The sequence below is a fragment of the uncultured Christiangramia sp. genome (assembly GCF_913046405.1).
Lineage (GTDB): Bacteria > Bacteroidota > Bacteroidia > Flavobacteriales > Flavobacteriaceae > Christiangramia > Christiangramia marina.
On the sequence record NZ_CAJWRQ010000006.1, the window covers coordinates 1 to 18,578 of the forward strand.

General features: G+C 39.7%; 19 protein-coding genes. 11 read left to right on the top strand and 8 right to left on the bottom strand.

Going from position 1 to position 18,578, the window contains the following annotated elements; all coding sequences use genetic code 11:
• Positions 1-170, top strand: a 170-nt coding sequence (locus QZ620_RS01365; RefSeq protein WP_295178395.1) for an NAD(P)/FAD-dependent oxidoreductase, incomplete at its 5' end; no start/stop codon positions are given.
• Here the strand turns inward: QZ620_RS01365 and QZ620_RS01370 are convergent.
• Complete coding sequence (locus QZ620_RS01370) at positions 160-639, bottom strand: TspO/MBR family protein (RefSeq protein WP_295178278.1); 480 nt, start codon at positions 637-639, stop codon at positions 160-162. The two genes, QZ620_RS01365 and QZ620_RS01370, sit on opposite strands and share 11 nt — an antisense overlap.
• A gap of 95 nt (positions 640-734) precedes the next feature.
• Between QZ620_RS01370 and QZ620_RS01375 the strand changes: the two genes are divergently transcribed.
• From QZ620_RS01375 to QZ620_RS01415, 9 genes are all read left to right on the top strand, one after another.
• Complete coding sequence (locus QZ620_RS01375; RefSeq protein ID WP_295178280.1) at positions 735-1,817, top strand: diphosphomevalonate decarboxylase; 1,083 nt, start codon at positions 735-737, stop codon at positions 1,815-1,817.
• 48 nt (positions 1,818-1,865) lie between these two features.
• Complete coding sequence (locus QZ620_RS01380; protein WP_295178282.1) at positions 1,866-2,804, top strand: mevalonate kinase; 939 nt, start codon at positions 1,866-1,868, stop codon at positions 2,802-2,804.
• A gap of 10 nt (positions 2,805-2,814) precedes the next feature.
• Positions 2,815-3,720: a geranylgeranylglycerol-phosphate geranylgeranyltransferase gene (locus QZ620_RS01385; RefSeq protein WP_295178283.1), complete on the top strand. Its 906-nt coding sequence runs from the start codon at positions 2,815-2,817 to the stop codon at positions 3,718-3,720.
• An 81-nt stretch (positions 3,721-3,801) separates the two neighbouring features.
• Positions 3,802-4,641: a pseudouridine synthase gene (locus tag QZ620_RS01390; protein ID WP_295178285.1), complete on the top strand. Its 840-nt coding sequence runs from the start codon at positions 3,802-3,804 to the stop codon at positions 4,639-4,641.
• A gap of 277 nt (positions 4,642-4,918) precedes the next feature.
• Positions 4,919-6,322 carry an arginine decarboxylase gene (locus tag QZ620_RS01395; RefSeq protein WP_295178287.1) on the top strand — a complete coding sequence of 468 codons (1,404 nt, stop codon included), beginning with the start codon at positions 4,919-4,921 and terminating at the stop codon, positions 6,320-6,322.
• Between the two features lie 51 nt (positions 6,323-6,373).
• A complete protein-coding gene (speB, locus tag QZ620_RS01400) occupies positions 6,374-7,249 on the top strand; it encodes an agmatinase (RefSeq protein WP_295178289.1) in 876 nt (291 codons plus the stop codon).
• On the top strand, positions 7,242-8,213 hold the full coding sequence (locus QZ620_RS01405) for a deoxyhypusine synthase family protein (RefSeq protein WP_295178291.1): 972 nt from the start codon (positions 7,242-7,244) through the stop codon (positions 8,211-8,213). Before speB ends, QZ620_RS01405 begins: the two co-directional genes overlap by 8 nt.
• A 54-nt stretch (positions 8,214-8,267) precedes the next feature.
• The gene (locus QZ620_RS01410) at positions 8,268-8,873 is read left to right on the top strand and encodes a hypothetical protein (RefSeq protein ID WP_295178294.1); all 606 of its coding nucleotides are present in this window, start codon (positions 8,268-8,270) and stop codon (positions 8,871-8,873) included.
• Positions 8,874-9,512: a lipid-A-disaccharide synthase N-terminal domain-containing protein gene (locus tag QZ620_RS01415; RefSeq protein WP_295178296.1), complete on the top strand. Its 639-nt coding sequence runs from the start codon at positions 8,874-8,876 to the stop codon at positions 9,510-9,512.
• Here QZ620_RS01415 and QZ620_RS01420 read toward each other — a convergent pair.
• Genes QZ620_RS01420 through QZ620_RS01440 form a run of 5 tightly spaced genes read right to left on the bottom strand, consistent with a single transcriptional unit; the run spans position 9,487 to position 15,976 of the window.
• Complete coding sequence (locus QZ620_RS01420) at positions 9,487-10,845, bottom strand: mannosyltransferase (protein ID WP_295178298.1); 1,359 nt, start codon at positions 10,843-10,845, stop codon at positions 9,487-9,489. The two genes, QZ620_RS01415 and QZ620_RS01420, sit on opposite strands and share 26 nt — an antisense overlap.
• A 29-nt stretch (positions 10,846-10,874) precedes the next feature.
• Positions 10,875-12,350 carry a cellulose synthase family protein gene (locus QZ620_RS01425; RefSeq protein ID WP_295178300.1) on the bottom strand — a complete coding sequence of 492 codons (1,476 nt, stop codon included), beginning with the start codon at positions 12,348-12,350 and terminating at the stop codon, positions 10,875-10,877.
• Positions 12,347-13,039, bottom strand: coding sequence for a glycosyltransferase family 2 protein (locus QZ620_RS01430; protein ID WP_295178302.1), 693 nt, complete (start codon positions 13,037-13,039; stop codon positions 12,347-12,349). The genes QZ620_RS01425 and QZ620_RS01430 overlap by 4 nt, the downstream gene beginning before the upstream one ends.
• A 55-nt stretch (positions 13,040-13,094) precedes the next feature.
• On the bottom strand, positions 13,095-14,690 hold the full coding sequence (locus tag QZ620_RS01435; RefSeq protein ID WP_295178304.1) for a 4Fe-4S dicluster domain-containing protein: 1,596 nt from the start codon (positions 14,688-14,690) through the stop codon (positions 13,095-13,097).
• Complete coding sequence (locus QZ620_RS01440; protein ID WP_295178307.1) at positions 14,690-15,976, bottom strand: FAD/NAD(P)-binding oxidoreductase; 1,287 nt, start codon at positions 15,974-15,976, stop codon at positions 14,690-14,692. The genes QZ620_RS01435 and QZ620_RS01440 overlap by 1 nt, the downstream gene beginning before the upstream one ends.
• Positions 15,977-16,071: 95 nt before the next feature.
• On the opposite strand from QZ620_RS01440, the gene QZ620_RS01445 reads away from it, so the two are divergent.
• Positions 16,072-17,100 carry a glycoside hydrolase gene (locus QZ620_RS01445; protein WP_295178310.1) on the top strand — a complete coding sequence of 343 codons (1,029 nt, stop codon included), beginning with the start codon at positions 16,072-16,074 and terminating at the stop codon, positions 17,098-17,100.
• Here the strand turns inward: QZ620_RS01445 and QZ620_RS01450 are convergent.
• Complete coding sequence (locus QZ620_RS01450; protein WP_295178313.1) at positions 17,090-17,776, bottom strand: TIGR04283 family arsenosugar biosynthesis glycosyltransferase; 687 nt, start codon at positions 17,774-17,776, stop codon at positions 17,090-17,092. The two genes, QZ620_RS01445 and QZ620_RS01450, sit on opposite strands and share 11 nt — an antisense overlap.
• A 5-nt stretch (positions 17,777-17,781) precedes the next feature.
• A complete protein-coding gene (locus QZ620_RS01455) occupies positions 17,782-18,570 on the bottom strand; it encodes a DUF547 domain-containing protein (protein ID WP_295178316.1) in 789 nt (262 codons plus the stop codon).
• Positions 18,571-18,578: the final 8 nt, after the last annotated feature.

Genomic DNA, 18,578 nt, shown 5'->3' on the forward strand with positions numbered 1-18,578 from the left:
CCGCTGGAGGAATCGATCTAAAAGAGGTAGATTTTCAAACATTTGAAAGCAAACTACACCCTAATCTATATTTTGCTGGAGAGATTTTGAATATAGACGCAATCACTGGAGGTTTTAATTTTCAGAATGCGTGGACAGGTGGATTTCTTGCTGCAAAGGCTATGAGTTAAGCCGCCAGATCTCGAAATTAAAAGCAAAGGCCAGAAGAATCCATACCGCATATGGAATAAGCGTATATGCAGCTGTATTACTTACGATCTTAAACCATTTTATGGTGAAAAGTGTAACCACAAACAGCAGTGCCAGATCCAACATCGCCAGGACTGGTTTTTCAAGTGCAAAGAACAGCAGGAACCAGAAACCATTCAGCAATAACTGGAAACCAAAATGGTAAAGTGCTGTTTTCACCCATTTGTGATAGAAACCTTTACTCCAAACGATTCCAGCAGCGACTCCAAGCAACACATACATAAAAAGCCAGATCGAGCTTAAAATATCGTCTTTGACGTAGAACCAGGGTTTTTGCAGGCCTGTATACCAATCTGCCATTCCAGTTTGAATAGCGACCGCACCAAGCAGACCGAAGACAAGACAAATGCCTACCGCAAAAGTGCTTCTTATGAGAAGATTTGTGGTCATATCTGGTTGGTTACTCTTACTAAAATAGCAATTTATTTAAAAGGAAACATCTCCATATCTTTACATAAAGTTATCTTTGACAAAAATTTTTCAGAATGACGCATCAGGAATTTGTGCCCTCTATGTATTCAAAGGAAATAAAGTCGGGCAAGGTGAGCTGGCAATCCCCAAGTAATATAGCACTGGTCAAATACTGGGGTAAAAAGGAACATCAAATCCCTGCAAATCCTTCCATTAGTTTTACGCTAAATCATTGCAGGTCTACCACTAGTCTGGAATTTCAGAAAAAAGAGGATAAATCTGACAGTTTTGAGTTCGATTTCTATTTTGAGGATAAACCTAAAGAAGATTTCAAACCTAAGATTCAGAAGTTTTTTGAGCGCATTCAGGAATACTGCCCATATTTAAATGATTATAATTTTGTTATAAGAAGTGAAAACAGCTTTCCTCACAGTAGCGGCATCGCCTCTTCTGCTTCCGGGATGAGCGCGCTTGCTCTTTGCATTATGGATCTTGAAAGCCAGCTAGATCCTGAAATGAGCGAAGATCACTTCCAAAGAAAAGCATCTTTCCTGGCAAGACTTGGTTCCGGGAGTGCCTCCAGAAGTATCCAGGGGGATCTTATGATCTGGGGAAAACATAATAAATTTGACAGTTCATCAGATCTTTTTGCCATTAGATATGAAGATGAATTACATAAAAACTTTCAGAATTTCCAGGACACGATTTTACTTGTAGACAAAGGTGAAAAACAGGTGAGCAGTACGGTGGGTCATGATCTAATGCATGGACATCCCTTTGCTGAAGAGCGCTTCAAACAAGCTCACGAAAATCTAAGCAAACTGATTCTCGCATTGAAATCTGGTGATTATTCAGAATTCATAAAAATCGTGGAAAGTGAAGCATTGACACTTCACGCCATGATGATGAGTAGTCAGCCGTATTTTATTCTTATGAAACCAAACACACTGGAAATCATCAACAAAATCTGGAAGTTTAGAGAAGATACCAGTATCCCCGCTTGTTTCACCCTGGATGCTGGCGCCAACGTTCATTTACTATATCCTGAAGATCACGCTTCTAAAGTTTTAGAGTTCATTAAGAATGAGTTAGTTGCGTATTGTGAGAATGGACACTATATTTGCGACCAGGTTGGGAATGGAGCAAAAAAATTGTAATTTTAACAAGTTTACGGCTACATTTCTGCCTGTTGAACCTGAATGCTTATGAAAGGACCTTTATTTTACTCAAAAATTCTTCTCTTCGGAGAATACGGGATCATTAAAGATTCCAAAGGTTTATCGATTCCATATAACTTCTATAATGGTGCCCTGAAGTTGTCTGATAATGACACCGAACAGGCTAAAAAATCGAATACCAATCTGCGTAAGTTTGCTGCTTACCTTGAAGCACTTCAGGAAAACAATCCGGAACTTGTGAAATTTGATATTGAAGCTCTTAAGGCTGATATTTCCAGCGGAATGTATTTTGATTCAAGTATTCCTCAAGGTTATGGTGTTGGTAGTAGTGGCGCATTAGTTGCCGCTATTTATGATAAATATGCCCATGATAAGATCACCGTTCTTGAGAATCTTACCCGGGACAAATTATTAAAGCTAAAAAAGATCTTTGGAGAAATGGAATCGTTTTTCCACGGAAAATCTTCAGGACTGGATCCGCTAAATTCATATTTGAGCATACCTATTCTTATTAATTCCAAAGAAAATATTGAACCTGCAGGAATTCCTTCTCAAACCGAAAATGGAACTGGAGCTGTATTCTTACTTGACAGTGGAATTACTGGAGATACTGCACCAATGGTGAGTATTTTCATGGAGAATATGAAGCAGGAGCCTTTTAGAAAAATGCTGAAGGACCAGTTCGTTACTCAAACAGATGCCTGTGTGGATGACTTTTTGAAAGGAGATGTAAAATCGCTTTTCAAGAACGTAAAGAAGCTTTCTCATACCGTCCTGGATAACTTCAAACCAATGATTCCTGCGCAGTTCCATAAACTGTGGCAAAAAGGGATCGAAACCAATGATTACTACCTGAAACTTTGTGGGTCTGGTGGTGGAGGTTACATCCTTGGTTTTACTGAAGATATCGAAAAAGCAAGAAAATCGCTTAAAGGATACAACCTGGAAGTAGTTTACAACTTCTAAACTCAATTTTATGCCAGGGATCGCGAAAAAGCGCCTGCTACTGAAAATACTCAGTTTATTTTCTGTAGTTAGGGGATATAATATATTGGTGGTCGTCCTTGCGCAGTATTTAACTTCAGCATTTATACTTGCCCCAGATAAACCATTGCGGGAAGTATTTTTAGATGCTAACCTGTTTTTCTTGATCCTGGCTTCCTCTACTGTGATCGCTTCAGGATATATTATCAACAACTTCTACGATAGCGAAAAAGATCTTATTAATCGTCCCAAAAAAACGATGCTCGACCGGGTGGTTAGTCAGCGTACAAAATTATCAGTTTATTTTATTCTGAATTTTGCTGCAATCTTTTTTGCCAGTTATGTATCATTCAAAGCGGTGGTATTTTTCAGTATATACATCTTCGTGATCTGGTTCTACTCACATCGCCTGAAAAAGATCCTGTTTCTGGGGAATTTAGTCGCTTCCATTCTTGCGATCACTCCATTCTTTGTGATCTTCGTTTATTATAGAAATTTTGAGACGGTCATATTTATTCATGCCGTATTTCTCTATTTGATGATCCTTATGCGGGAACTTGTAAAAGATCTTGAAAACATGCAGGGTGACCTCGCCCAGAATTACAGAACCATACCTCTTGTATTCGGAGAGCGATGGAGCAAATTCTGTCTTGCTGTATGTGCTGTGCTTGCCATCATACCTATTTACCTGTTGATCACTCAATTTCAGACAGGTTACATGAATTATTATTTTTACACTTCACTGCTACTGCTCGGTGTTTTTCTTCTACTCTTATACTTCAGTAAAGCCAAGTGGCAATACCTCCTATTACACAATATTTTGAAATTGATCATTGTTGTAGGCGTATTCAGTATTCTGCTTATTGATCTACAGGAAGTGCTCAACCGGGTTTTTTAGGGTAATACCCTCATCTTAAAAGTTTTCTCAAATACTTAGCATCCTCATGCGGGATAACGTATCTTTGCAAAAATTTTGGCAATGAGCAGAAACGATAGATCTACAGGTGGTAAGAATAGTGGTAGACAAGGTGGTGGTACCAGGAAAAAATCTCACGCACGCGGGAATGCTCCGGTAAAGCCGAAAATGGAGAAGAGTCCGCTTTCCAATACCGAAGGTATTCGTCTTAATAAATATATCGCAAACTCTGGAATTTGTTCCCGTAGAGATGCAGATATGTACATTGCTGCAGGAAATGTTACTGTGAACGGGAAGTCTGTTACAGAAATGGGTTATAGGGTAAAACTTGAAGACGATGTTCGTTTTGATGGTCGCCGAATCAACCCGGAGAAACCACAATATATACTTCTGAATAAACCTGCTGGATTTTTTGTAACTGGAAACCCTGAAAAAGGTGGTAAAACTGTGATGGAGCTTGTTTCAAAAGTGACCGATGCCAGAGTTAGTCCGGTAGGTAAATTAGACAATCAGGCCAAGGGTCTCTTGCTATTCACCAATGATGGAACTCTTGCTAAAAAACTGGCCAAACCTAAGAACGGAATACGCCAGATCTACCACGTGACGCTTAGTAAAGCTCTTTCCAGGGAAGATCTTGAATCTATCGAAAAAGGTGTTTTCCTTGAAGGTTCTAAAGTGATCGTGACCAGCATTAGCTTCATTGACGACAAACCTCATACTGAAGTTGGGATCGAACTTTACAGCATTAAGGAACATATTGTAACCAGGATCTTTAAGAGCATGGGGTACGATGTAGAAAGCCTGGATCGCGTTGTTTTTGGAGGTCTAACCAAGAAAGATCTATCTCGCGGGCGCACCAGAAACCTTACTGAACAGGAGGTTATCAATCTTGGAATGCACTAATTCATTTTTTAGCTTTTCTATTTTCATTTTTTAAATACATTTACCACGTCAAAAGTCGGATCAATTTCCCTGGCTTCCTGTCGATCTATAGGTAATTGAATAAAGATATCTTTTTATTAGCTGAAAAGCCTTCAGCATTGCAACTCCATGACGATCAGATTACTATCGTTACGCAATGGAGCGAGCCTATCTCTTATCTTAACATTAATTTATTAGTCGATCTTTTTGACCCTATCAATTATTATCTAATTTTTAGCTCTAAAATCATTTACGCAAATTGAATACAAAGTACAGCGATCTCATAGACCAGACTTATTACTTTCCACAGGAAGAATTTTCACTGGAAGGAACACAATTAAAATTTCATGATATTGATCTTATGAAGCTTGTGGAGCAGTATGGCGCTCCCCTCAAGTTTACATACTTGCCTAAAATATCACAGAATATCAATAGGGCAAAAGGCTGGTTTCAGGCCGCTCTGGAAAAACATGATTATAAAGGTTCCTATAATTACTGTTATTGCACTAAAAGCTCCCATTTTGAACATGTTCTCAAGGAAGCTTTAAGAAATGACATACACATTGAAACTTCTTCAGCTTTTGATATTAACATTGTTGAAAAGCTTAAAGCTGCAGGAAAGATATCCAATGATCATTGGGTAATTTGTAATGGCTTCAAAAGAGATCAATACGTTGAAAACATAAGTAGACTGATCAATAGCGGACACAAAAAGTGTATTCCTGTGATCGATAATTACGAAGAACTGGATTTACTTTCAGAAAAAGTGGACGGGAAATTCCAGGTAGGAATAAGAATCGCTTCTGAAGAAGAGCCAAAATTCGAATTTTATACCTCAAGATTGGGAATTGGATACCAGAACATCGTTCCTTTTTTTCATAAACAACTGAAGGATAACGATCAGGTTGACCTTAAAATGCTACATTTTTTCATTAACACCGGGATTCGCGATACGGCCTACTACTGGAACGAATTGAATAAATGTTTGAAAGTATACACCAATTTAAAGAAACTATGCCCTAGCCTGGATAGCCTGAACATTGGTGGTGGATTTCCTATCAAGAACTCACTGGCATTTGATTATGATTATGCTTATATGGTTGATGAAATCATTAACCAGATCAAACTAACCTGTGAAGAAGCTGGCGTAGATGTTCCAAATATCTTTACTGAGTTTGGAAGTTTTACTGTTGGTGAAAGTGGCGGTGCGATCTACGAGGTTTTATATCAGAAACAGCAGAATGACCGTGAAAAATGGAATATGATCAACTCTTCGTTCATCACTACATTGCCAGATACCTGGGCGATCAGCAAGAAATTCGTCATGCTGGCAGTAAACAGGTGGAATGATGAGTATGAAAGAGTTTTGCTGGGAGGACTAACCTGCGACAGTGACGATTATTATAATTCTGAACAACATACCAACGCGATCTATCTTCCGAAGTTTAAAAAAGAGAAACCTTTATATATTGGGTTCTTCAATACCGGTGCATATCAGGATACGATTGGAGGTTTCGGCGGATTACAGCATTGTCTTATTCCGCAGCCAAAACATATTTTAATCGACCGGGATGAAGATGACACGATCACAACGAAACTTTTCAGCGAACAACAGAACTCTGAAGACATGCTAAGTATTCTTGGCTATGATAGAAATAATTAAAACGATACCTTAACCAACTAATAAACAACTAACTAAACAATTCAATTAGCCATGAGCAAAAAGAATTACGCCGGGATACCCGATAAATATGCTCGTATAGACGAAGCAAAAGTGGTATTGATTCCTGTGCCGTATGATGGAACCAGTACCTGGCAAAAAGGAGCCGATAAAGGTCCGGACGCATTTTTAGACGCTTCAGAAAATATGGAGCTGTATGATATCGAGACAAATACCGAGGTTTACAAAAAGGGAATCTACCTGGCACCACCGGTGACCGAGGATTCTTCTCCCGAAAAGATGGTCGAAGCGGTTTACAAAACCACCAAAAACTATATTAAACAGGAGAAATTCGTAACTCTATTCGGAGGTGAACATTCAGTTTCTATTGGTAGCATCAAAGCTTTTAATGAATCTTTCTCAGACCTTACGGTAGTACAACTGGATGCTCATGCAGATCTAAGACCTGAATACGAAGGTTCGACCTGCAACCACGCCTGTGCGCTTCATGAAGCCAGTAAGACCACGAATCTTATTCAGGTAGGAATACGCTCCATGGACATTTCAGAAAAAGATCATATGGACGAGAATCAGGTATATTTCGCGCATGATCTTTATGAAGACTGGCAGGAAGATGCGATTGGACAAATGACTCCAAACGTGTTTATCACCATAGATCTTGACGCTTTTGACCCGAGTATCATGCCTTCAACCGGTACTCCGGAGCCAGGCGGATTATTCTGGTATGAAACCCTGGAATTTTTGAAAATGATGTTCAAAAAAAAGAATGTAGTTGGCTTTGATATCGTAGAACTTTGCCCGGATAAGAAAGAGAAATCTTCTGACTTCCTGGCTGCAAAACTTTATTACAAAATGCTGAGCTACAAATTTAAATACCAAAATTTCACAGAAGAAGACGAAGATGAGTAAAGGACATATTTCCCAATTTATAGAAAAATATTACCTGCATTTTAATGCGGCGGCGTTAGTAGATGCTGCAAAAGATTACGAAAAACAGCTGCAAGGCGGTTCAAAAATGCTTGTTTCTCTTGCCGGGGCAATGAGTACTGCAGAGATAGGAAAGATCTTTGCCGAGATGATTCGCCAGGACAAGGTGCATATCGTTTCCTGTACCGGGGCAAACCTGGAAGAGGACGTCATGAATCTTGTAGCACATTCACATTATAAACGAGTTCCAAATTATCGAGACCTTACCGCTCAGGATGAGTGGGATCTATTGGAGAAAGGTCTAAACCGGGTTACAGATACCTGTATTCCTGAGGAAGAGGCTTTTCGTAGAATTCAGGATCATATTTTTAAGATCTGGAAAGATGCTGAAGAAAAAGGAGAACGTTATTTCCCGCATGAATTTCTGCATAAATTATTGTTAAGCGGAGTTATGGAGGAGCATTACGAGATCGACTTAAAAGATTCCTGGATGTATGCTGCTGCGGAAAAGAACCTGCCCATGGTGGTTCCTGGATGGGAAGATTCTACTTTGGGAAATATCTTCGCTTCATATGTGCTTAAAGGTGAACTGAAGGCCAGCACTATGAAATCTGGAATTGAATATATGACCTTCCTTGCCGACTGGTATACTGAAAATTCCAAAGATGGAATTGGATTCTTCCAGATTGGTGGTGGTATTGCCGGGGATTTCCCAATTTGCGTGGTTCCAATGCTTTATCAGGATATGGAGCGTACGGAAACTCCTTTCTGGAGTTATTTCTGCCAGGTATCGGACTCTACAACCAGTTACGGTTCGTACTCCGGAGCTGTTCCAAATGAGAAAATCACCTGGGGGAAACTTGACATCAACACTCCTAAACATATTATTGAAAGTGATGCGACCATCGTTGCACCGCTCATATTTGCCTATCTCCTGGATATGTAATTAACAAATAATTACCTTACATTGAAGCTGCTCAACAGGCGAAATTGCCTAATATTGAGCAGCTTTTCTGTTTTATATTCCATGAAGAAACTGGTTTTTTTTATCCTCGTCACCATCTCAATACAATCCTGTAATACACCACGTTATGTGTTCTCCAATAATTCGCAAAAAACTTACAGTTTTCCTGAAGGCACCTATTTACTAAATATCATTGATGCCCCAGAAAGCGTTCGGCTTGAATTGCGAGAGCTGATTTTTGACAAATTAGAAGATCGTATCCCCGATGGGAAACTAGTGAGCATACAGGACACGCCGGTGACTTTGATCAACTCACAGCCTGGTTTCAATAACTCCGCTGAATATCTTGAACAATTGTCCTCAAGAGCAAAAGGCTATGACTATTTTATCAATATTAAAGCTGAAAAGCCTGCAGACGATCTTGGATCTCTACAGATAGGGAATATCGATCCTGGTGAGGCCAATGTGACCAAGGTGTCGCTGGAAATCATTAATTTAAATGAAAAAGTTAGGGTTTATAACAGCCACGTACGGTCTGAGTTGAAAGTTCCTGATGATAGTAAGGATTTTGCATTCTCTGTAAGTGCTCAATCTATGATGAAGAATAGTTTAAAGAAGATCCTCAAAAGAATGAAGAACTAGATGGAGAACTGGCCAATATTTGCAATAGGTTTTCTAGCGCAGCTATTATTTAGTGCTAGACTGATAAGTCAATGGTTTCTTTCGGAAAAATCCAAGGAAGTTGAAACTCCCGTATTGTTCTGGAAACTCAGTTTACTGGCCTCTATCTTGCTGTTTACCTATGGATATTTGCGGGATGATTTCGCCATCATGTTAGGACAGTTCCTCATCTACGGAGTATACTGGAGAAATCTTTCTTTAATGAACGAATGGAAAAACCGAAATATCTTCTTTAAAGGCCTGGTCATTATTTTCCCATTTGCGATTGCCGCCTATATCACTTTTTTCGGAACACAAACCTGGGATGATGTCCTTAGGTCTGAAAATATTGCCGGCTGGATCATCGCTTTAGGTCTGGTAGCTCAAATTGTATATACCTCAAGATTTTTTTACCAGTGGTATTATTCTGAAGTAAATCAGGAATCTTCATTACCGCTGGGTTTCTGGGTCCTTAGTTTAATAGGTTCCAGCTTGCTTTTTACCTACGGAATATTTCGAGAAGACCCGGTACTTATGGCTGCACATTTCTTTGGTGCACTCATCTATATGCGTGATATCTATCTTCTGAAGAAATCTAATAAACCCGATCCACAGGCTTAGAACTTTTCTGAAGGAATAGTTCATACAGGAAATATCCAATTACTATAATATATTCTGAGGCTACCAGCCATAGATTTTCATCATATTGAGCATTGGAATAAGCCGAATAACTCAGGATGACCAGCAAGGACCAGATGAGCATAAGTCTAAATCTTGTGAACACACTTAGAAAGAGTGGAATTGCCAGATACCAGGGATGCACAGTTGTGGACAGAAGTAGATAAACAGAAATACCAAATAGCATACTTCTTATCAAGCTCTGCATCGTCCCATTCTTCCTCAGAAAAGTCAGAAGTAGAACCGCAACAAATGTGATTACGGGTAAGATCTTGCCAGCGGTCTCAATGATGTTATAGCCTTTCACCTGGAAACCTATCCACCTTACCAGGTAATATAATGAGGCATTAAATTCAAACTTGCCAAACCATAATCCAACACTCGCCATAAAATTCGCCATTACCTCTTCGGAATAAAATGGTGCAAAAGAGATCACTAGTGTTAGGATTATCAGACTATAAAATCCAAGCAACTTTACGAAAGACAGCTTCGAATTCTTCAGAAAAAAACCAAAAAATAGTGGCAGAAAAAGCAGTGGTAATAGTTTGACAGAAATGGACAAACCAAGCACTATAGCAGAAGCTATCCAGCGATTATTATGTAATAAATAGAGTGACCAGGCCAGGAAAAACACCATGACCGATTCAAAATGCAGGTTTCCCGTCATTTCAATGATTATGAAAGGATTGAGAATATAGAGAAAGATCCTATCCCTGGACATTCCGAGATTTGAAAGCAAACGAGCACCAAAAAACACTGTGCCGAGATCGGCCAGAATAATTAGCGATCTTAGAAACATCACATTCAGCAATTGGCTGGAATTTGCTAGAAACGAGGAAACTGCAAATAGCAGCTGATTAACCGGTGGATAGTTTGAATAATGTCCTGCGCTAAGGCTTCCCATTCCCTGTAATAAAACTTCGGTATTCGAAAAATTAAGCTCATTAGAAATTTCCGAAGGAATAAATAGATATGGATTAATCCCTGCATTAATAAGCTGGCCATCCCAAATAAATCTGAAATAATCCTGTGAAAGTTCTGGAAGTGCGAATAAGAAGACTAATCTAAATATGATCGCGAGTATGACCAGGAATTTGAAATTGTGACGAAGTAAGTTATAAAGCTTGTAACTAAGTATGCATAAGGCTGTATAAAGCATCACCAGCCGCCCAAAATCTTCGCGGTCTACTCCATATGCAAAAGTCCAGTAAAAGGCTACACAGGAGAGCGCTATAAGCATTGGGAATTTGTAAAGCCTGAGCAGTTTTAGATCCATTCCGGTACGAAGATTTCCGACTAAGTTAGTTAAACTTCAGACTTTAAACTTTGAATGAAAACGAAACCAAATCCGGCGAAAAGCATAAGGTGGAAAATAATGAGTCCGAATTCCTGAAGTCGGAATGCGCTATAAATTGCAAAGCCAAAATAAAGAAACAGTACGCCTTCAATAATGATATTTCTTGAAAACTTGCCCGATAGATATTTATTACCCTTCCATTTACCACCACTTTCTCCAATATTGAATTTTGGAGTTCTTATAAATTCTGAGCGTTTCCCGAGATGGCCTTCCAGAACAGCGAGTGAGTTATGAACTGAAAATCCCATCGCTATTGAAAAAAAGGTGAGAAACATCCCTACAAACTTAAGAAAGGATCTGAGTCCTTTTCCATGTATTCTTGACCAGGCAACATAGTAACAAAGAAAAAAGATAAGCGTACTTAGAGCAAATACTGCGACCAGATTAAAATACCAGTCGAAAGCCGGATTGGAATTCTTGATGTAAAGTACCGGCAAACTTAGCACCGCAAGAAACAAAACGATCAAAAACATACTGGAGTTCAAAAGATGAAAGAACCCATGAAACTTGGTACTGAATGATGCCGATTTATCTCTTAGTAATTTTCCATAGTTCTTCCTGAAATTTTCGGCAGCACCTTTGTTCCATCGAAACTGCTGACTCCTTGCTGCACTAATCACCACGGGTAATTCGGCTGGAGTTTCTACATTTTCAAGGTATTTGAATTCCCATTTTTTCATCTGGGCCCTATAACTGAGATCAAGATCTTCTGTAAGTGTATCGCCACTCCAGTTCCCTGCATCGAGAATACAATCCTTTCGCCAGATTCCCGCTGTCCCGTTGAAATTAATAAAATTGCGACCAAAATTTCTCCCGGTTTGTTCCAGTATAAAATGAAAATCAAGCGCGAAAGCCTGTATCCTGGTTAGTAGCGAATAATCACGATTTAGATGTCCCCAACGGGTTTGCACCACACCAATCCTGGAATTTTTAAAATAGGGCAATGTTTGTTTTAGCCAATTTCTGCCAGGTACGAAATCTGAATCAAATACCGCGATATACTCTCCACGAGCGATTTTCAGACCTTCTTTCAAAGCTCCGGCCTTAAATCCAGTGCGTGTTTGCCTGCAGATATGCTGTATATCCAATCCTTGCTGGCTAAGACTTTTAATAAGTTTAGAAGTGATGTTTACAGAATCATCTGTAGAATCATCCAGGACCTGGATTTCGAGTTTTTCCCTTGGATATTCTATTCTGGCAATATTTTTCAGTAACCGTTCAACTACGTATTCTTCGTTATAGAGCGGCAATTGTATGGTAACAATGGGGTAGTCATCATTCGCTTCGAAGTTGAATTTTTCTGAAGTGTCACTAGACTTTATAGCTTTGAAGTAATTTAGCAAAAGGTGTAGCTGCGAGAGGCTGTAGATGAAAATAACCAGCAACGCAAACGTGTATAGTATGATCACCAGAAGGTCTATCATTTAAAACTGTATTTGAAGATCCATCCTAATATTTTTACACCTGCAAAGATAGCACCTTTAAGTGTTCCTGAAACTTTGGAAACCCCGATCCGATTTCGATAATGCACTGGGATCTCGGAATAATCTAAATTTTTCCGAAGTGCTTTTAATTGCATTTCTACCGTCCAGCCATAGGTTTTATCCTGCATCTCCAGCTGAAGTAATTTCTCATATTTGATCGCTCGAAAAGGTCCAAGATCTGTAAACGTAGAATTGAAGAACAATTTCATCAAACTTGTAGCCAGCCAGTTTCCAAAGATCTGCGGAAAGGTCATCGAACCAGTTTCCCGCCATTCTTTTACCCTCGCTCCTACAACGAAATCTTTGTTATCATCAATGATCGGCTGAATGATCCTTACTAATTCTGAAGGATAATCTGAATAATCTCCATCCAGAAATACAATAATATCTGGTTTAGCCGACTGTTCAGAGATGTATTGCATTCCTCTTAAGCAGGCATAGCCATAGCCTTTTCTATTCTCCCGCAGCACAGTAGCACCTGCGGCGGCAGCATTTGCTTCAGTAGCATCTGTAGAATTGTTGCTAACCACGATCACTTCTTCCACGATATCAGGAATGTCCTTGATCACTAAACCTATTGAATCGGCTTCGTTAAAGGCTGGAATGATCACTTTAATGGAAGAATGCATGCGTAGTTATTCAGTTCAGCTTAAGAAGTGCGAAAATAAGCGAACTCCTTACAATTTATAAGCTTTTCTGCTTCAGAAGATCCAAAAGATCTACATTATCTCCCACAACTCCATCTTCTACCGTGATCCGGTTACTGGTAGATCCATTCTCCAGTTTAAGTACACCTCTGGGACAAACCGCTGAGCAGATTCCGCAGCCAACACAACTGGATCGAACGATGTTCTCACCTTTTTGCGCGTATGCCCGTACATCGATCCCCATTTCGCAATAGGTAGAACAGTTTCCACAGGAAATACACTGGCCACCATTGGTCGTAATTCTGAATTTTGAGAATAGACGTTGTTGCATTCCTAAAATTGCCGCCATTGGGCAACCAAATCTACACCATACGCGATTTCCGAAAATTGGATAAAAACCGGTACCAATGACTCCGCTAAATATCGACCCTATCAGAAAACCATAAGCCTGGCGTAGGCTTTCTGCATTAAATAAGAATAAATTCTGTCCGCTGAAATAGTGAAAAGCTATTAATCCCAGGATGATCACGAGGTATCCAATTGCACCGTATCGTGCGTCTTTCTGTAATTCTTCTCTCTTATAATACCAGATCGCTGCAAACAGCAAGGTTAGAAATGTCCCAACACCAATCAGGAAAACATCGCGTGTAAGCCAGTATTTTGAAGAATCATAACCAAGGTAACTGTAGATGACAGCGGTAGTCATCAAAACCACAAAAACAAGCACGCTATGCACCACCCATCGCTCAACTTTCCAGGCGAAAAGACTCTTATCTGAAAGTTGGCGGTATGGATCACCTGCAGTTTCAGCGAGACCTCCACAACCACATACCCAGCTGCAGTACCATCTTTTTCCGTATTTGTAAGTCAGAATCGGGGTGATCACAAAAATTGAAACCACACCGAAAATTAGCAAAGCCAGCCCTATATTACCTGAAGAAAGAAAACCATCTACCCTGTATTGTTCGAAATTATAATAATTAAGCGGCCAGATATTCTTAAGATCATAATACGGCAGGTTCATCCCATCGTCATTAAGCCTGGACATAAATTCAGGAATAAGAAATGCGAATGCCAGCTGAAAGAACATCACACTAAAAGTTCTTAGTTTCTCATAGCGGTTATGCCGGTACTTCCAAAGAAATTTCACTCCAAAAGCCAGAATGGCGATGGTATATAGAGTTCCATACACGAACCACTGGCTCGCCGGATTGCCACTTAGCAAATAACTTAGAGGATCGAAAAGAGCGATCAATCCAACGTTACCCCCTTCTGCCCGTAAACCAAGATATTGGGGATAAAAATAAAGCAATATATAGAATCCGGTCAATCCAACACCGGTAAGATAAGCAACGTACCCGCGGCTGGTCATACTCTTAAACCATACTCCATCGTTCTTAATGCCTGCATGCGTTCCCGAATAGGTAGCCTGAGCGAACCACACAATTCCTGCAGTGATCGATCCTAGAGCAATACTTAGCCAAAGAACCTTGTTAGGGAAATTTAGATTTAAAGCAGCGAGACAAAGAATGATGAGTCCAGACATCCCCAGCAAAGTCGATAATTTCTGTCCTGTATTGAGAGATGCTGCAGCTTCGCCGGTTACAGACATATTTTGTTCAATTCTACTCATTAGGTGCTTTGTAAATTGTTTGTAAAACTTTTAAAGATCTCAGCCTCGTGATGCTCATAAAATTCGGGATCAAAATTGGCTGCTTTGAGGTTTGATAAAACGTGGTTTATCGTCTTTCCTTCATTCAGCCATTTATCGAATACCTCCTGTCGCATTCGTATTCCGAAGGTATTGATGCCCTTGAATTTTCCTGTTTCAGTATCAAAAGCGATCGTAATCGCCTTTTCTCCACTTTCGTGCTGCCAGTGAAAATGCTGCTCATTTACACCAGGCTTATTAAACACCCAGCCATATGTTTGATATTCTATATCGAAGAATTTAGCAGAATTAAACCAGTTACCTGGTTGGTAAGGAGTTCGGTTTCCATTAATCGTTCTGGCTACAGTTTCACCCATGATTCTGCCAGTGTACCATACTGCTTCCACCGGTTTTCGTTCTCCTATGGCTTTTCTTTGTTGTGCACAATCACCAATCGCGTAAACATCTGGAATACTGGTTTCGAGAAATTCGTTCACGAGGATGCCTTTTTCGGTTTCAATTTCAAGGTTCTCAAGAAAGTTGATATTAGGTTTTACACCCGCGCAGAGACCAACAAATTCGCAAGTGATCTCTTCTCCAGATTTGGTTCTAATACCACGAACGTTACCCTGTTCATCTCCAAGAATCTCCTCAAGTTCTGTTTCGTGACGAAGGTCTATTCCATGCGCCAGGATATGCTCTGATATCATCTTTGCATCCTGTGGTGGCAATACGCCGCTCCAAAAGCCTTTTTCTCTCACCAGTAAAGTCACCGGAATCTTGCGTGTATGCAGCATTTCTGCCAGTTCCACGCCAATGAGTCCGCCACCAATGACAACCGCCTGCTTGATATTGGAGGTTCTTTCTTCCAGTTTTTCCAGGTCTTGTTTGGTGACCATTCCCTGCACGCCATTGAGATTTTCTCCGGGCCAGCCAAAGCGATTTGGTAAGGAACCGGTAGCCAGAATAAGCTTGTCGTAGTGCAATGTTTCTTCGGAAGAAAAACTAAGTTCTTTGTGTTGAAAATCTATGTGATCAACCCAGGCATTCTTAAGTTCTATTCGATTCTTTTCCCAGAACCAGTCTTCATAAGGCTTTAGATGGCCCCATTTCATATGTCCCATATAGACATACATTAAAGCGGTACGTGAGAAAAAATAGTCAGATTCCCCGGAAATTACGGTGATCTTGCAGTCTGAAGCTTTTCTAATATGCCGGGCAGCAGTGATACCAGCAATTCCATTTCCAATGATAACGATATGCTCCATTTATTTTTATAATTTGCTACAGGCCAGAATACACTTAGTAAAGTAAGCCGAAAATAACTACAAACCCAATTATACTACTCAATAATCGCTCAATCATGCAGTGGAAATCGGCACTCCTCATTATTCAGATCTTTCTAATGGTCGGTTTACTAACAGCGTCCTGTCAAACAAATCAACGATCACCTAAAATGAATGGGGTTAGCCTGGTTGCTTCCCGGGATTCTATTCTCGATACTGAAATAAACTATGTTGCTGAAACTGAAGCCAATTACATTGCCCTGATGCCCTTTGGTTTTCTACCAGGCAGCCAGGAACCTCAGCTAAAATTTAACATTAATCGGCAGTGGTTTGGTGAACGCAAGGAAGGTATTGAGCATACTGTTTCAAAATTAAGAGAGCGAAATCTAAAGATCATGGTAAAGCCGCAGATATGGCTTCGGAATGGAACATTCACGGGGGATCTTAAATTTGAAACTGAAGAAGACTGGAAGCAATTCGAAGATTCTTATGCTGAATTTATTCTTTTATATGCTGAAATTTCAGAAGAACTAGATGTGGAGTTATTCTGTATTGGAACCGAACTTTTCAATTTTGTAAGCAACAGACTCGACTTCTGGAAAAACCTGATTTCCGAAGTGAGAAAAATATACAGCGGTGAAATAACTTATGCTGAAAACTGGGATAAATTTGATCAAACTACGATATGGGATGAACTGGATTATATTGGCGTGGACGCTTACTTTCCTCTAAGTGACGAAGCTTCTCCCGATATTGATCAAATAAAAGAAGGCTGGGAACCTCATCTTAATTCACTGGAATCTGTCTCTGATAAATTTGAGAAGAAGATAATTTTTACAGAATTTGGATATAGAAGTATTGACCATGCCTTGAAAACGCCATGGAATTCTGAACGGGAACATCCCGGTCTCAATTTTAATTTACAGGCAAATGCTTATAAAGTTCTTTTTGAACAGGTTTGGTCTAAAGAGTGGTTTGCGGGTGGTTTTCTTTGGAAATGGCATCAACGAACCAATAGCGGCGGACTCGAAAACTCCAGATTTACTCCGCAGAATAAACCAGCAGAAATAGAGCTGAAAAGCTTTTACGGCAGCTTCAGGAATTAATCCGTTTGCAATAATGAGAACGCAGATCTTCAGCACTAGCACCAAATCTTCTTTTCCAGTAGATCTCAAGAAATAACTTTTGCGTTTTCCAGACACCCATACGCTCGTATAAACGCGCAGAAGTTGTAAGCCATTTCCTGATCACTGTGAATGATCCATGCTCATATAGCCGTTTTATAAATTCGTTGTCTTCGTAAACCGTATAACTTTCATCAAAACCGCTAAGGAAATGAAATAGATCTTTGGTTACGAACAAAGATTGATCTCCTCCTCTACAGGATAGATGATTAAATTTTGTGAATTGTCCCATTAAATTCAACCACCAGTGATCCTTGTCAAAGCGCATTTGAAAACACCCGCAATCATTGCCTTTTCTGACCACCTCCTTGATTAAAATATCAAAATTTTCCGGTGGATAACTATCGGCATGCAGGAAATACAGCAGTTCACCTTTTGCTTTTTTTGCGCCATAATTCATTTGAACTGCCCGGCCTTTTCCAGATAGATAATAGGTAACCTTTGGGTGTTCGATGGCAAGACGGGAAGTTTCATCTGTACTTCCACCATCCACAACAAGAATTTCCCGTATATAAGTAGAAGAAGCAGTTTCCAGGTATTTTAGCAAAGCCGGAAGCTGCTTCTCTTCATTATGGACCGGGATAATGATACTTATCACAGAACTTATTTTGCTTCGTTCAGGTTCCAGTCGTAGTTCTTGTAGTCTACCTGGGCATTCGAATTGATCTTTACTTCTGAATATTGATTGATGTATTCGATCAAAGATCCATTTTCAGTAAAATCATTCTTGTACCAATCAAAAATCGATGAAAGCTTTAGTTGCGAAGCTGAAATTTCATTCTTATCTGAATTGATAAATTCATTTGTAGCCTTTTCCAGTTGTTTTTCGATATTCTCGCTGGTATAAGCTTCATTAATAAGTTTTGGACAGCTTATGGACGCGCAATTGATCGCAAAGTGAATCCTTGGCTCATCCATTTTTCGTAACAGACTATTTTCAATGGCACCAAGTGAAATTTCCTTCTTTCCGATTTTGACGAACTCTTTGGTCCATGCTCCGGAAATATCCTTAATACTCTTCGTTGGATAATTCCGAAGAATAAGATCCACCGTGTACGCATTATAGAGGTTGATATAATATGCCAGAAGTTGATCACGATTCCAGGTATCATCTGGCTGCATGGAAGAAAGCATCTTTAAATATTTATCAAGTGCTGGCCGGTCTTTCTGAAAACCTTTATAATCTACCATTCCGTCGTCATCCACATGCTTTTTCAATAGTTGATCCCAGCCAGAATGATCTACTTTGTCCTCTGCAGCTGCAGAAGTATTTGCAGAATCTGGTGTAGGCAATCCTTTACTGTTGAAGCCTGCGCTCGAAATAAGGTTACAGGACTGACAAATAAATGCCCCTGAGACCAGGATTAGAAAACTTAAAAATACCTTCTTCATAATCTTAT